Source organism: uncultured Psychrobacter sp. (genome assembly GCF_947500265.1).
GTDB lineage: Bacteria > Pseudomonadota > Gammaproteobacteria > Pseudomonadales > Moraxellaceae > Psychrobacter.
In genome coordinates, this window is record NZ_CANMRN010000009.1 from 77,945 (window position 1) to 92,053 (window position 14,109).

A 14,109-nucleotide genomic window follows, 5' to 3' on the forward strand; every position below is an offset into this window, starting at 1 on the left:
CAGTCCATGCGTTACGCATTCTTCTTCACCATCTTTTTGCTATTACAGTTGTTTAGCTTAGGTACAGTATTGAGTATACAGTGGTGGCTCCAGCCTTGGATAACGCCAACATTACAGACAATGATATGGGGCAGTGTATTTATTATTACTAATGGTCTATTAGTATTGAGCGTAAAAAGAGCATTTGCTAACAGTTATCGTTGGATTAGTGGGTGGATGCTAGTCATGCACTTTATGATACTGACGGCGTTGGCAGTGAGTCTATTTTACGGAGGGTATCTGCTGGTCATTGCTTTATCAGGTAGTACGTTGCACCAATCGAATGAGATGGCTATAGGTCTAAGAGTACTAGCGCTATTCCTATTTATAGGACTATTTATTTATTCGTTATATAGTGCCTATGCCCCTGTTATACGCAAGCTGTCTATTAAGATAGATAAACCTTTAACCAAGCCGCTACGCATTGCAGTCGCTAGTGACTTGCATATAGGGCGATTATTTGGTGTAAAAGCCATAGATAGATTGCAACAACTTATGATTCGCTCTGGTGCAGATATGCTACTAATGCCAGGGGATATTATGGATGATAATACAGAGGCCTTTAATGAATATCATATGGAGCAAAACTTAGCAGAATTGTGCAGTATTCTGCCATGTGGTGTTTATGCGACATTGGGTAATCATGATTTATATGGTCATGAGCGACCTATTAGCGAAGCGCTGCAAAATGCAGGTGTACAACTGTTGAACGATGAGGTGCTCTATATCGAGCACGAGGGTCAACCAGTATGGTTAGTTGGACGTTTTGATAATCATAAACGTCAACGTGTAGCGACTACCGATTTGCTTGCGCAAGTAGATACGTCGCAGCCAGTAATATTGTTAGACCATAGACCGAGTGATATAGATAATCACAGTCAATTACCTATAGATCTACAAGTCTCGGGACATACTCACAACGGTCAAGTATTCCCCGCTAATTTCATCGTAAATGCTATTAATAGATTAGGCTATGGCTATGAGCAGATTGGTAAAGGACACTTTGTCGTGTCCTCTGGCTATGGTTTTTGGGGCATTCCGTTTCGATTGGGATCGCGCTCAGAGATTTGGTTGATTACGCTATCTGGTAATACCAATTAATCAGTTATACAAATCATTAATTAGGTGGCAAATGGTCTATGCCGCTAATTGGGATTGTGTACTGATGACCTCACGTACAAAGCTGCTAAAACCATGAATAATATTGTTTGTCTCTTGTCCAAGACCTTGATGAACACTCATAAAATGAATAAAGCCATGCGGTGCACCAAGCACAGTATAGGTCTTTGTAGCAACGCCGTAACCTTTCAGCTGCTTTGCATAAGCAAACGCCTCATCACGTAATACGTCGAGCTCAGAAGCTACAATGTAAGTCGGGCAAACTTTACTATTATCACCCAGCATAGGTGAATTCAGTATATGCAAGCGAGGCAGTGGGCTATTTTCCAAACAAGCAGCATCAAATACTGCTACATCAGCATGATCTAATAGTAGACCCTCACCATATAGCTCCCAACTAGGATAATCTGTCTCAATATCCGTGACTGGATACAAAGGCATCTGCGCTAGAGGTTTAGGTAGTTTTTCTAATAGATTAAACATTTTCTGTCCATCTATCCCTAAGTCTGCCCATGCGCTTTTGCTCGGTGCGGTCAGTTGCTGCGCAATTAAAGTTGATAGACCACCACCTGCGCTATCACCAGCCAATACAATACGAGAAGGTAATGCGCCCAACGTGTGACAGTGATCAACTAACCAATCATACGCAGTGATACAGTCTTTCAATGCTGCGGGAGCAGGACATTCAGGCGCTAAGCGATAATCGACACTAACCACAGACCAGCCAGTCTGCTCACAGACTGCATGACAGAACTCATGATGTGTATCGACATCACCAATGCAGAACCCGCCACCATGAAAAAACAGCATGACTGTTTCATCAGGATTGCGGATACGTTTTCTTCTAAAACCAGACTTTTTGCCGCCGGCTTTATAACAACGGACAGTCATGTCGCCATCATCCGCATTAGCAATCGTTTCATCTTTCCAACTAACAGGCGAATCACTTTTTTTAGTAAAGGGCTTTATATTGCTTAGCATAGTCGTATTGGCTTGTTGCCATACTCTAGGTGATTGCATGGCTACCGCATCAGCAGTAAATCTCTCACGCAACTCCGGCATTGGGGTTAGTTCTAACGGTGTTTTTAGGTAGCTATTCACTGCAAGGATGAGACGCAGATGAGCGTTTGCATGCAAATACTGTTTTGAGTTAGGGCCTTTAAGATAACCAATCGCCCCTTCTAAAACAGGGTCTGGTAAGTAGCCGAGACTTTTCATTGCATAGTGCAATGTATGCGGCTGGTAGTTTGCCACAGGGTTATAAGCAAGTATTTTTTCTTTAACGCTTAGACGTTTTTCTAATGAGTCAGCTTCTACATCTTGATTTGATGGCTCTTTTGACGCTAGGTGTTCTTTTGACGCTAGGTGTTCTTTTGACGCTAAGTGCAATGTCATCAATGCTTTATTAAGCAAAGTATTGATAGATAAATTTTTTGAATTAGACATAACAGCTCTCATAAATGATTTTTAGCGTGCATTTGAGTGTAGGCGATAATATTTATAGCAATGATAAAATAGACAGCAGAATAATAGCGTATCGTTTGGTAATAGCTTGATTAATAAGCGTAAAGCAATTGGAATAAATAGCGGTTTTTTGTTCTTTTTGTGAATAAATATTGAGATTTATTGACATGGAACAAAAATGTTTGACGCATCGTATTAATGACACTTCACGAATATTTGTCATAAATGGTAAAAATTCCTTTGCTCTAGGCTTGAAATTTGTACTTATCACCTTTATCAAGCAGCTATTGAAGCGTATTAAAAAAACAATGAGTCAGAAACATCGAGCATTTAATAATGGCATAGTAGGACCAGTAATTATTCGGTCTACTGTGCCATCTCTTAATCTTCATTATTGAAATTCCAAGGAGCTATCATGAGCGAGCAAAACCCGAACCACGAAAATCTTGACCAAAATGTGGCACATGAGAATATTGATCACAATGACAGTATCTTAGAAGAAACCATGAAAGAGTTTGATCCACAGAATAATTCAGGTGAAGAAACGACTATCGAAAACGAAATCAACCTTGATACTTTCAAAGCACGTATTGCTGAGCTAGAAGGCGAAGTAAAACAAGCCAAAGAAGGTACTGCACGTGCTAATGCTGAAGCTTACAATGCGCAAAAACGCATGGAGCAAGAAGCGGATAAGAGCAAAAAGTTTGCACTACAGAAATTTGCTAAAGAATTGTTAGACATCGTTGACAACTTAGAGCGCGCTATCGAAAATGCCGATGCCAATGATCCAGTCGCTGAGGGTGTACAATTAACGCACAAAGCATTGGTTGCAGTATTGACCAAAAACGGCGTAGAAGTGGTCGATCCACAAGGCGAAAAATTCAACGCTGACTTCCATGAAGCAGTGGGTATTGATCCAGAAGCAGCGGCAGATACAGTTGGTACAGTATTACAAAAAGGCTATAGCCTAAACGGTCGTCTATTACGTCCGGCCATGGTTCGTGTTGGTCAGTAATATTTTTAGGGCTAAACCCTACTAATATGAAGGTTTTTCACAAAAAATGACATGAAACATAGATTTTGCGTGATTATCGCCTTGAAAAATACGACGGGTAAACCGATATATAGCAACAAGTGACCGACTACGGTCTGGATAAATAAGTATTTATAGTTAAAAACAAATTAGGAGCAATTGATTATGGGTAAAGTAATTGGTATTGATCTAGGTACTACTAACTCGTGTGTAGCAGTAATGGAAGGTGACAAAGTTAAAGTCATCGAGAATGCTGAAGGTACTCGTACCACACCATCGATCGTCGCTTATAAAGATGACGAAACGCTTGTTGGTCAGTCAGCTAAGCGTCAAGCAGTAACCAACCCAAGCAACACTTTGTTTGCGATCAAGCGTCTGATCGGTCGTCGTTTTGATGACAAAGTCGTACAAAAAGATATCGGTATGGTTCCTTACAAAATCGCTAAAGCAGACAACGGCGATGCGTGGGTAGAAATCAACGGTAAAAAGCTTGCGCCACCACAGGTTTCTGCTGAAATCTTGAAAAAAATGAAAAAAACAGCAGAAGACTATCTTGGTGAGAGCGTGACTGAAGCAGTTGTAACTGTACCTGCTTACTTCAATGACTCACAGCGTCAAGCAACTAAAGATGCGGGTAAAATTGCTGGTCTTGACGTAAAACGTATCATCAATGAGCCAACTGCTGCTGCACTTGCTTATGGTATGGACAAGAAGCAAGGCGATAGCACTGTTGCTGTATATGACTTGGGCGGTGGTACTTTCGATATCTCAATCATCGAAATCGCAGACGTAGACGGCGAGCAACAATTCGAAGTACTAGCGACCAACGGTGATACTTTCCTAGGTGGTGAAGACTTTGACTCAGCATTGATTGACTTCTTAGTGGCTGAATTCAAAAAAGAGCAAGACGTTAACCTAAAAGGTGACTCTCTTGCGATGCAGCGTCTAAAAGAAGCGGCAGAAAAAGCGAAGATTGAGCTATCAAGTGCACAAAGCACTGAAGTGAACTTGCCATACATCACTGCTGATAGCAGTGGTCCTAAGCATTTGGTTGTAACTATCAGCCGCTCAAAACTTGAGAGCCTAACAGAAGACCTAGTACAGCGTACAATGGGTCCTTGTAAGACTGCACTTGAAGATGCTGGTCTAAAAATTGGCGATATCGATGACGTTATCCTAGTTGGTGGTCAGACTCGTATGCCATTAGTACAGCAAAATGTACAGCAGTTCTTTGGTCAAGAGCCACGTAAAGACGTGAACCCTGATGAAGCAGTTGCAGCTGGTGCAGCGATTCAAGGTGCCGTATTGTCTGGTGACAAAACTGACGTATTGCTACTTGATGTAACGCCATTGACTCTAGGTATCGAAACTATGGGCGGTGTCATGACGCCAGTTATCGAGAAAAACACCATGATTCCTACTAAGAAATCACAGGTATTCTCAACGGCTGAAGACAATCAGCCAGCTGTAACGATTCAGGTATATCAAGGTGAGCGTAAAATCGCTAACCAAAACAAAATGCTTGGTCGTTTTGACTTGACGGATATTCCACCAGCACCACGTGGCCTACCGCAAATTGAAGTGTCTTTTGACATCAATGCTGATGGTATCATGAACATCTCTGCAACCGATAAAGGTACTGGTAAAGCACAAAGTATCCAAATCAAAGCAGATTCTGGTTTGTCGGACGAAGAAGTCGAACAAATGGTTCGCGATGCAGAAGCCAATGCTGCTGAAGATGAGAAATTCGCTAACCTAGCGCAAGTTCGTAACGAAGCAGATGGCCGTATTCATGCTGTACAAAAAGCGCTAAAAGAAGCAGAAGATAAAGTCACTGATGAAGAAAAATCAACAGTAGAATCTGCTATCACTGAGCTTGAAGCCGCAGCGAAAGAAGACGATCATGACGAAATCAAAGCTAAGCTTGAAGCATTAGACAATGCATTCTTGCCAATCAGCCAAAAAATCTACGCTGATAGCGGCGCTGGTGCAGAAGGTATGGATCCAAGCCAGTTCCAACAAGGTGCTGACGATGCTGGTAGCAACAAAGCTGATGACGACGTCGTTGATGCTGAGTTCACTGAAGTAGACGAAGACAAAAAATAATACCAAATCCAAAAACGCGATTAGCTGCGTCAAACTCGCTTAGTCTACTTAATGTAGTACTTACGCTCGTTTTTCTTGCTACTCAAGTTTTTGAAAATGGTATAGTCGATACGAATCGATAACTAGTTAAATGAAAAAACGCATCCTTCGGGGTGCGTTTTTTTATGGCTGTTTTTTCTATCGTTTACTATTTCTGCTAGCTATTTTTTTATGAATAAGATGTGTTCTTATAGTTTAAACGCACTCACTATGAGAACTTCATAGGTTAAATTAACCACGATCTGTCCTATGCCATTCTTTTCTGAGAATTGCTGCCAATAGCCTGACTCAAATTGCTGTAGACGCGATTTTGTCCATACAAAGGTTTGGCTATCTTCTGACTTAACTTGCGTTTGATTGGTCGATACGCCGGTGAGTTTCATATGCTTCAAGATAGCGTAGGGGGTTGGAAATGGTAAATCAAAGCGCTGAGTTGAAAGTTCGATATTCTCAAAGCCTTCACTATCTAATACCAATTGCCATTCATCAATATCTGGGTAGTGAAGTCCTTGGCCAGTGAGAGTTTTAATTTGTAAAAAGTTATTTGGCGTAAAAGTACTAAAGACTAGCTGGCCTCCAGATTGTAGACGCTGCGCTGATTGCGTGACGAAACTCAATGGATTATCAAACCATTGCACGGCATTGGCACTAACTATCAAGCTATGATTTTCTGCTAAATCTATCGTTTCAGCATCACCAATCATTACGTCAGCAGTCGGCAGTATTGATTGCAATGTAGCCGTCTGCTCACTACATAACTCATTGATAAGCCAGTGCTGGCTTTGAATATGATCAGCGAGTAGGCGCGTCATCTGACCTGTGCCTGCACCCACTTCTAGCACACTGCTTTGCTTGGTATGAGCAATACTGTCTAATAAATAATGACAAACGGTCTGCTGGATACTAGCATGCTGGTCATAGTCACTTGCATTGGCAAAGTGGCGAGCGATGGTTTGTTTTCTAACACTGAGGTCATCAGCTGTGTCGAATGTTGTCATAGGCTTCATTACATCCAAGTGCGCCAGTTATCTATCAATAGTAGAAGTAAATTCTGTGTCAAACGATAAGGTTACAACTGCTGTATCAGTCGTTCGCAGTCTTCGTTAGTCAGTTTGGCATTCATAACTAAACGAATGCGAGCAGTATTTGCAGGCACAGTAGGTGGCCTGATAGGCAGCGCGTAAAATCCAGCGGTTTGTAACTGTTGTGCTTTGGCAAGCGTGCTCGCGTTATCGCCTAATATATAAGGAACAATAGGGGATTGATAATCTATATCTTGCAAAGTTGGCGATACACGGTGCCGTGGGTCAATGGCTTGGCTAAGCGTGGTAGACAACTGTGCTAGATGCGCACGTTGATTAGTTAAGGTCGGCATTTTTGCTAAAATAAACCGTGTCCATGCGTGATTGATAGGAGGGAGTGCAGTGCTAAAAATCAGTGGACGCATAGCATTGATCAGCCATTGTTTGACGACTTCATCACACATGATATAAGCACCCATTGAAGCAAATGCTTTACCAAAGGTACCCACCAAGTAGTCAATCTCCGCCAAGGTATGCGTTTCTTCCGCCAATCCTAGACCTGTATTGCCAAGCACTCCAACAGCATGTGCTTCATCGACATACAGCTCAATGCGAGCATCTTTGGATTTTATTTGTACTAGTTGAGGCAAGTCAGCACGGTCACCATCCATACTAAATATACTCTCGGTGACAATAATGATGCGTTCAACCGTTTCGTCTGCTTGTTCAATAAACTTGGCCAAATTCTCGTAATCGTTGTGACGGTAACGACGATAGGTGACAAGTTTACTTTGGCTCAAGCGCATCCCATCGATAATGCTGGCATGTACTAGCTTGTCAGCCAAAATAAGTGTCTTAACTGGCAAAGCTGTCAATGCTGGCAAGGTACCTAGGTTGGCGTGATAGCCACTGTTCAACACCAGCACCGACTTTGAATCGGTTAAACTCTGTTTTTCTATGGCGCTTTGATACCAGCTTTGTAGTTCTTCTTCTAGAGCTTCTAACTGTATATCGTTGCCTGTCAGTAGGCGTGAGGAAGTGGCACTCATTTTAGGAGTGTGCGTAGTAGATACCTGCCCCACTTGAGTAAGAAACTCAGCTTGCATCTCGGTATCGCCGCCTAAACCCAGATAATCATTACTCGCAATATTAAGTAAAGCCTTACCTGCACTAACGACGTATCGCCCATCGTGCTGCAGGTTTGGTAATTGACGATACTGCTGCTTTGCTTTTAAGTCTGCAAGTGCGCTTTGCAAACGCTCAGTGATTGAATTTTGCATTTTTTCTCTCTAGTTATTGTTATATCAGCCATGTTTAGCCGATTTGTATAGCAAGAAAACTGTGAAATGAGTATGGATTATTGCATAAACTGGGTGGATGTAACAAAAGGTTTCATATCTAAGCCTTTGTAACCCACACACTGATAAAAACTTTCAAATCTTAACTTTCGTACCATTAAACACTGACAGAGTGTCTGAAATAGTTTGTTACTATGTATTCATCGTTAGCAGACAAGGCGATAGGGCCACAAGGCCAATATAAATAAATAACTTGTTTGTCCAAATTTCTTTCAAGGAGCTAATAATGAAAACTCTACAAAAAACAATACTTGCACTAGCAACTGGTTCTTTACTTTCTGTAGGTGCACAAGCTGCTGTTAACTATGGCAACGGCTACACGGGTCAGCCATATGTTGCTGCTAAAGTTGGTCAGTTTGATCTAGATGTTGATGGTGCTGATGACCCAACTGCATACGGTGTAACTGCTGGTTATAATTTTGATCCTAACTTTGGTATGGAAGCAGAATACGTAGGTTCAGATGATGCTGACTATAGAGGCGGCGACATCGATGCTAAGACATACGGCGCTTATGGTACTTACCGTTATGCATTCCCAAACAGCGGCTTATACGCAAAAGGTAAGCTAGGTGTTGCAAAAACTGAAGTAGAAGCTAACAACACTAACTTTGCTGGCGCTTCTGATTTCTCAGACGACGATACTAACGTCGCTGGTGGTGTAGGTCTTGGTTACGCAGTAAACTCTGATTTCAGTGTTGAAGCTGAATACGACATGCTAGGTAGCGACGCTGATCTTATGACTGTTGGCGCACAGCTAAAATTCTAATGACTTAGAAAATAAGCTTTTAGCTAAACAGCTATAATAAAGAAACGATCACTTTAAGTGGTCGTTTCTTTTTGCTTAAAATTTATGTTGAGGTCTTTAAGTTAGTAATTTATAAGCATCCAATAAGTAATATATCATTACTGTTAAAGCGTTGTTATCCTTAAAAGTGTGCTACATTAAAAACTGGAATGATAAAGATAGGAATGGTGGCAAGGATGGAGATACTTTGGATGATTGAACCTTGGCATTGGTTAGTATTAGGCTTCTTATTACTAATCGTTGAGATGTTTGTACCGACGTTTGCCAGCCTGTGGTTTGGTGCCGCTGCCATCATCGTTGCAGCGCTATCATGGCTGTTGCCTATTTCTGTTTCTGTTCAGATTATCGTCTGGTTAGTGCTCTCCGCTGTGTTTTTGCTGGCTTGGTTCAAGTTTATCAAACCGTTGTCAGTAGATCGTACCAAAGCTGGGCTAGGGGGTAGTGTCATAGTTGGTGAAGTCGGCATGATTGTCGTGTCACCGCAGCTAGATAAAGCTGGAACGGTTAGATTTAGTGTTCCTATCGTTGGTGCGGCTGAATGGATGTGCCGTACGAGAGGTGAGCAGGTGGCAATAGGCGATAGAGTGGTCGTGACGGATATCGTTGGCAACGAGCTGATTGTGAGCAGTACAAAAGCGCAGGCAGCGATGCATAAAAGTATGCAGGTATAATAATAAGGGATGAGTTATGGAAAGCTTTAGTATTGTCATGGTGGTATTGATTGCACTGGTGGTATTCACCGTGTTTAAAGGCGTACGTATTGTACCGCAAGGTTATAAATGGGTAGTACAGAGACTGGGCAAGTATAGCCAAACGCTAGAGCCTGGGCTTAACCTCATCATCCCTTATGTAGATGATGTGGCTTATAAGGTAACGACCAAAGACATCGTACTCGATATCCCGTCACAAGAAGTCATTACTCGTGACAACGTTGTTATCATTGCAAACGCTGTCGCTTATATTAATATCGTGCGTCCTGACAAGGCGGTCTACGGTATCGAAGATTATGAGTACGGTATCCGTAATCTGGTACAAACATCGCTACGTTCGATCATTGGTGAGATGGATCTTGATAGTGCATTGTCCAGTCGCGACGAGATCAAAACCAAGCTAAAACATGCGATTTCAGAAGATATTGCGGATTGGGGTATTACCCTTAAGACAGTAGAGATTCAAGATATTAATCCTTCGCAGACCATGCAAGCATCCATGGAAGAGCAGGCAGCGGCAGAACGTTTGCGCCGTGCGACCGTGACCCGTGCTGATGGTCAAAAGCAAGCTGCTATCTTAGAAGCGGATGGTCGCTTGGAAGCGTCACGCCGTGATGCTGAAGCGCAGGTGGTACTAGCCAGAGGTTCTGAAGAGTCGATTCGTTTGATTACTAGTGCGATGGGCGAGGAAGAGATGCCGATCGTATACTTGCTGGGTGAGCAGTATATTAAAGCGATACGAGAGTTGGCTGAATCTGATAACTCCAAAATGGTGGTATTACCAGCAGATATCTTAAGTACCGTAAAAGGTATGGTCGGTGATAAATTAAAAGTGTAAAAAGTCATAGCAATATTAAAAAAGACCTCGCTTGAGGTCTTTTTTATGTGTATTAATTGGACTAAAGTTTCGCTAGCTTAGATAACTTTTGAAAAGCGGTTTTGATGTTTATTGTCCAAGTATTCATCAAATACCATAGCGACGTTACGGCCAAGCAAGCGACCTCTGGGTAAGACGCGAATACCTGCTGCATCCATATCTATCAATCTGTCGTCTTGCATAGCGGCCAACTGCTGAATCTCACTAATAAAATAGGTGATGGCATCGATACCAAATTTTTGATTCACATCTTTAAAATCGAGATAGTCATGACATAGTAGGTTCATGATGACATATTCACGCAAGCGGTCTTTGATAGAGGTTTTTATATACTTGACCGCAGGCATGACAGTCGGATTGATTTTCGTCATATCAATCTTGGCTTGATAGTTCTGTAAATCAGTATCGTTCTGCAAAATATAGCGCGTATTGGCATTAGAAATCTGACTGATTGATGAGACACCAAAGCCTAATAAGTCACAATCACCCATGATGGTGTAACCCTGAAAGTTACGATGTAATTTACCTTCGCGCTGGGCGATAGCCAACTCGTCATCAGGTTTGGCAAAATGATCGATACCGATATATTGATAGCCGGCTTCGGTCAATGTATTGACAGTACTGCCGAGCATCGTCAGTTTGGTAGCTGGGCTTGGCAAGTCTTCATCTTTTATCTGACGCTGAGCTTTAAATCGCTCAGGCAAATGCGCATAGTTAAAGACCGACAGGCGATCTGGCGACATCTCGATGATACGATTTACGGTTTTGTCCAAAGTATCAGGCGTTTGATGCGGTAAACCATAAATCAAATCAATATTGATAGAGCGAAAACCAAGCTCACGTGCTTCTGTTAGCACGCTTTCAATAAGCTCTGCGGAATGCACACGATTAACGGCAATTTGCACCGTTCCATCTAAATCTTGCACACCTAAGCTGATACGGTTGAAACCGAGATTACGCAATATCTTTAGAGTGTTTTCACTCAGCTCGCGAGGGTCAATTTCGATAGAGTAGTCACCTTCATCTTCTGGCAAAAACTTAAACTGAGTCTGTAAAAACTCCCATAATTGCACCATCTCTTCGTCACGCAAAAATGTTGGTGTACCACCGCCCAAATGTAGCTGTTTGACCAATGGTTTGTCGCTGCCTTCTGGCGTAGATAACAGGCGGCGCTTATGCGTAATTTCAGTGATTAAATACTGCAAGTAATCACCAGAATCGCTATTTTTTTTGGTAATAATCTTATTGCAAGCACAGTAGTAGCAAAGGTGGCGACAGAATGGAATATGAAAATATAGCGATAAAGGAGCGCGCGCTTCACGATTCTGCAGGATTTTTGTCTCAAGACCGATAGCTTCAAAGCTATCTGGTATTGGCGCGAACTCTAGAGCAGTCGGATAAGAGGTATAACGTGGCCCTGAGCGATTGTACTTATTGATAATTGCTTCATCAAATGCTGGTAGCTGCTTGCTCGTAATACTGCCACGTGTACTGGCATAAGGGTTGTCAGGTTGCATAACAGGGCGCACAGTCGTGGGCGGCTCGTCCGCACGGTTGTAGGGCTGCTGAGTGTTCTGTTCTGAATAGTCTGTCATGCGATATTCCTCGTCTTTACTCTAGATACTGCTGGTTTTTGGATTAAAAATGATTTCGGATGTGGTGTTTATTTTCAAATTTTGTGACTGATTGATAATAAAATTTGAATACGTCATCGGCAGCAGTATGTATCGCTAAATGTATAGTAGATAGTATAACAAATCCCTATTAGCAGTGGGGTGGTCGGTGAGTATTCTTAAATATTAAAATAGAGCGTTATTTACACATAAAAAACCTCAGAACGACGCTGAGGTTCTGATGATTCCCTCTACACCAGCAATAAAACACGACATTTGCGCGTTGATAAATAATACTTTATTATCAATGACACTCTGTATTAGGAAGATGCTGATGTCGTTTGCCCAAGTCTATACCCGTTCGGTGGTTGGTCTGCATGCTCCCAAGGTCATCATTGAGGTGCATCTATCGCAAGGACTGCCTGCATTGACCATCGTCGGGCTACCTGAGGCCGCCGTGCGTGAGAGTAAAGACAGGGTACGCTCCGCCATTCTCAATTCAGGTTTCCAGTTTCCTAACCGCCGTCTCACAATCAATTTAGCCCCTGCTGACTTACCTAAAGATGGCGCGCGTTTAGACTTACCAATTGCTATCGGTATACTAGCGGCAAGCGGACAGCTTGAGCCAGAGGTGCTATCAGGATATGAGTTTATTGGCGAATTAGCGCTCAATGGTCAATTGCGACAAGTAACTGGTAGTTTGGCAGTCGCACGAGCAATCAAAGCTGAGAAGTTGTCATTAGCATTGTCGAAGTTAGTAGCAGCGAGTGACCAAGAGCAAAATAACTCGGATACCTCGCCGCCGATAACACCGCAACTGATCGTACCGATTGATAATGGTCGTGAGGCCAGCCGCGTTGATGGCGTAACGATACTAGCTGCACCAAGCCTAAAAGCAGTTTGTGACCATCTACAGTCGCTCGTTGACCCAAGTGCAAGCTATGCAAGTTTGTCAGTGGTGCAGCCAAGTCCTGTACAGCAGCATGTCGGCTATCAAGTGGATTTAGCTGATGTCAAAGGACAGCACCATGCTCGGCGCGCGTTAGAGATTGCCGCTGCGGGCGGTCATTCATTGTTATTTACAGGGCCACCAGGTTCTGGCAAGACGCTCATGGCATCACGATTGCCAACGATATTGCCAGACTTGAGTGATGAGGATGCGCTAGAAGTTGCCAGTACCTATTCGGTGGCAGACAGCGATTATGACTATGGGACGCGGCCATTCAGACAGGTGCATCATACAATATCAGCTGTGGCGTTGGTCGGTGGTGGTTCACGACCAAAACCGGGTGAAATCACACTTGCTAATAAAGGCGTGTTGTTTTTAGATGAATTACCTGAGTTTGATCGGAGTGTGCTGGAAGTATTGCGTCAGCCGCTAGAAGCCAAACAAATCACTATTAGCCGTGCTAACTCTCAAATGACTTTTCCGGCGAATTTTCAACTGGTCGCTGCGATGAACCCTTGCCCATGTGGCTATGATGGCGATACATCAGGACGTTGTCGCTGTCGACCTGAGCAGATAAAACGCTATCAAGACAAATTATCTGGGCCTCTCTTAGATCGTATTGATTTGCATATCACCGTGCCTGCGTTACCGATTGCCGATCTGCAAAATAGTCAGGTAGGTGAAACCTCTAAGCAAGTACGGGCTCGCGTAGTGGTCGCGCATCAGCATCAAATGCAGCGTCAGCAAAAGGTTAATAATGAGCTTAGCCCTAGCGAAATTGATGAATATATCCAGCTAGGCGACAATGAAAAGCAGTTATTGCAACTTGCTCAGCAGCGTCTAAATCTATCAGCGCGTGGCTACCACCGAGTTTTACGGGTGGCTCGTACAATCGCTGATTTGGCTAACAGTACTGATATCAACAGCGCCCACGTATCTGAGGCGCTGAGCTATCGTAGTAAAGCGTAATCTCTG

The 14,109-nt window shown here is 42.9% G+C and carries 11 protein-coding genes; 7 read left to right on the forward strand and 4 right to left on the reverse strand.

What is annotated here, in order from left to right; all coding sequences use genetic code 11:
• Positions 1–6 precede the first annotated feature (6 nt).
• Complete coding sequence (locus tag Q0788_RS12200) at positions 7–1,140, forward strand: metallophosphoesterase (RefSeq protein WP_298811077.1); 1,134 nt, start codon at positions 7–9, stop codon at positions 1,138–1,140.
• 36 nt (positions 1,141–1,176) lie between these two features.
• Here Q0788_RS12200 and Q0788_RS12205 read toward each other — a convergent pair whose 3' ends face one another.
• Positions 1,177–2,604 carry an alpha/beta hydrolase gene (locus Q0788_RS12205; protein ID WP_298811080.1) on the reverse strand — a complete coding sequence of 476 codons (1,428 nt, stop codon included), beginning with the start codon at positions 2,602–2,604 and terminating at the stop codon, positions 1,177–1,179.
• A 433-nt stretch (positions 2,605–3,037) separates the two neighbouring features.
• Between Q0788_RS12205 and grpE the strand changes: the two genes are divergently transcribed.
• Together grpE and dnaK are read left to right on the forward strand one after the other, a co-directional pair.
• Positions 3,038–3,637 (forward strand): nucleotide exchange factor GrpE, encoded by a 600-nt coding sequence (gene grpE, locus Q0788_RS12210; RefSeq protein ID WP_057762215.1) that lies wholly within the window; start codon positions 3,038–3,040, stop codon positions 3,635–3,637.
• 183 nt (positions 3,638–3,820) lie between these two features.
• Entirely contained in the window at positions 3,821–5,761 is a 1,941-nt protein-coding gene (gene dnaK, locus Q0788_RS12215; protein WP_298811083.1) for a molecular chaperone DnaK, read from the forward strand.
• A 227-nt stretch (positions 5,762–5,988) separates the two neighbouring features.
• Here dnaK and Q0788_RS12220 read toward each other — a convergent pair whose 3' ends face one another.
• Complete coding sequence (locus tag Q0788_RS12220) at positions 5,989–6,798, reverse strand: methyltransferase domain-containing protein (RefSeq protein ID WP_298811086.1); 810 nt, start codon at positions 6,796–6,798, stop codon at positions 5,989–5,991.
• 71 nt (positions 6,799–6,869) lie between these two features.
• Complete coding sequence (locus Q0788_RS12225) at positions 6,870–8,102, reverse strand: 8-amino-7-oxononanoate synthase (RefSeq protein WP_114701497.1); 1,233 nt, start codon at positions 8,100–8,102, stop codon at positions 6,870–6,872.
• A gap of 304 nt (positions 8,103–8,406) precedes the next feature.
• Between Q0788_RS12225 and Q0788_RS12230 the strand changes: the two genes are divergently transcribed.
• The 3 genes from Q0788_RS12230 to Q0788_RS12240 all read left to right on the forward strand — a co-directional run bounded on the left by Q0788_RS12230 (position 8,407) and on the right by Q0788_RS12240 (position 10,533).
• The gene (locus Q0788_RS12230; RefSeq protein WP_298811093.1) at positions 8,407–8,946 is read left to right on the forward strand and encodes a porin family protein; all 540 of its coding nucleotides are present in this window, start codon (positions 8,407–8,409) and stop codon (positions 8,944–8,946) included.
• Positions 8,947–9,161: 215 nt separating this feature from the next.
• Positions 9,162–9,656, forward strand: coding sequence for an NfeD family protein (locus Q0788_RS12235; protein ID WP_298811095.1), 495 nt, complete (start codon positions 9,162–9,164; stop codon positions 9,654–9,656).
• Between the two features lie 16 nt (positions 9,657–9,672).
• A complete protein-coding gene (locus tag Q0788_RS12240) occupies positions 9,673–10,533 on the forward strand; it encodes an SPFH domain-containing protein (RefSeq protein WP_057762202.1) in 861 nt (286 codons plus the stop codon).
• 77 nt (positions 10,534–10,610) lie between these two features.
• Here the strand turns inward: Q0788_RS12240 and hemN are convergent, their stop codons facing one another.
• Positions 10,611–12,167 carry an oxygen-independent coproporphyrinogen III oxidase gene (hemN, locus tag Q0788_RS12245; RefSeq protein WP_298811098.1) on the reverse strand — a complete coding sequence of 519 codons (1,557 nt, stop codon included), beginning with the start codon at positions 12,165–12,167 and terminating at the stop codon, positions 10,611–10,613.
• A gap of 352 nt (positions 12,168–12,519) precedes the next feature.
• On the opposite strand from hemN, the gene Q0788_RS12250 reads away from it, so the two are divergent.
• Positions 12,520–14,103, forward strand: a complete 1,584-nt coding sequence (locus tag Q0788_RS12250; RefSeq protein ID WP_298811101.1) for a YifB family Mg chelatase-like AAA ATPase — start codon at positions 12,520–12,522, stop codon at positions 14,101–14,103.
• Positions 14,104–14,109 lie beyond the last annotated feature (6 nt).

Coding starts and splice junctions, on each gene's coding strand:
- Q0788_RS12200 (WP_298811077.1), top strand. CDS start 7: ATGCGTTACGCATTCTTCTTCACCATCTTTTTGCTATTACAGTTGTTT.
- grpE (WP_057762215.1), top strand. CDS start 3,038: ATGAGCGAGCAAAACCCGAACCACGAAAATCTTGACCAAAATGTGGCA.
- Q0788_RS12230 (WP_298811093.1), top strand. CDS start 8,407: ATGAAAACTCTACAAAAAACAATACTTGCACTAGCAACTGGTTCTTTA.
- Q0788_RS12225 (WP_114701497.1), bottom strand. CDS start 8,102: ATGCAAAATTCAATCACTGAGCGTTTGCAAAGCGCACTTGCAGACTTA.
- Q0788_RS12250 (WP_298811101.1), top strand. CDS start 12,520: ATGTCGTTTGCCCAAGTCTATACCCGTTCGGTGGTTGGTCTGCATGCT.
- Q0788_RS12205 (WP_298811080.1), bottom strand. CDS start 2,604: ATGTCTAATTCAAAAAATTTATCTATCAATACTTTGCTTAATAAAGCA.
- Q0788_RS12240 (WP_057762202.1), top strand. CDS start 9,673: ATGGAAAGCTTTAGTATTGTCATGGTGGTATTGATTGCACTGGTGGTA.
- Q0788_RS12220 (WP_298811086.1), bottom strand. CDS start 6,798: ATGACAACATTCGACACAGCTGATGACCTCAGTGTTAGAAAACAAACC.
- dnaK (WP_298811083.1), top strand. CDS start 3,821: ATGGGTAAAGTAATTGGTATTGATCTAGGTACTACTAACTCGTGTGTA.
- Q0788_RS12235 (WP_298811095.1), top strand. CDS start 9,162: ATGGAGATACTTTGGATGATTGAACCTTGGCATTGGTTAGTATTAGGC.
- hemN (WP_298811098.1), bottom strand. CDS start 12,167: ATGACAGACTATTCAGAACAGAACACTCAGCAGCCCTACAACCGTGCG.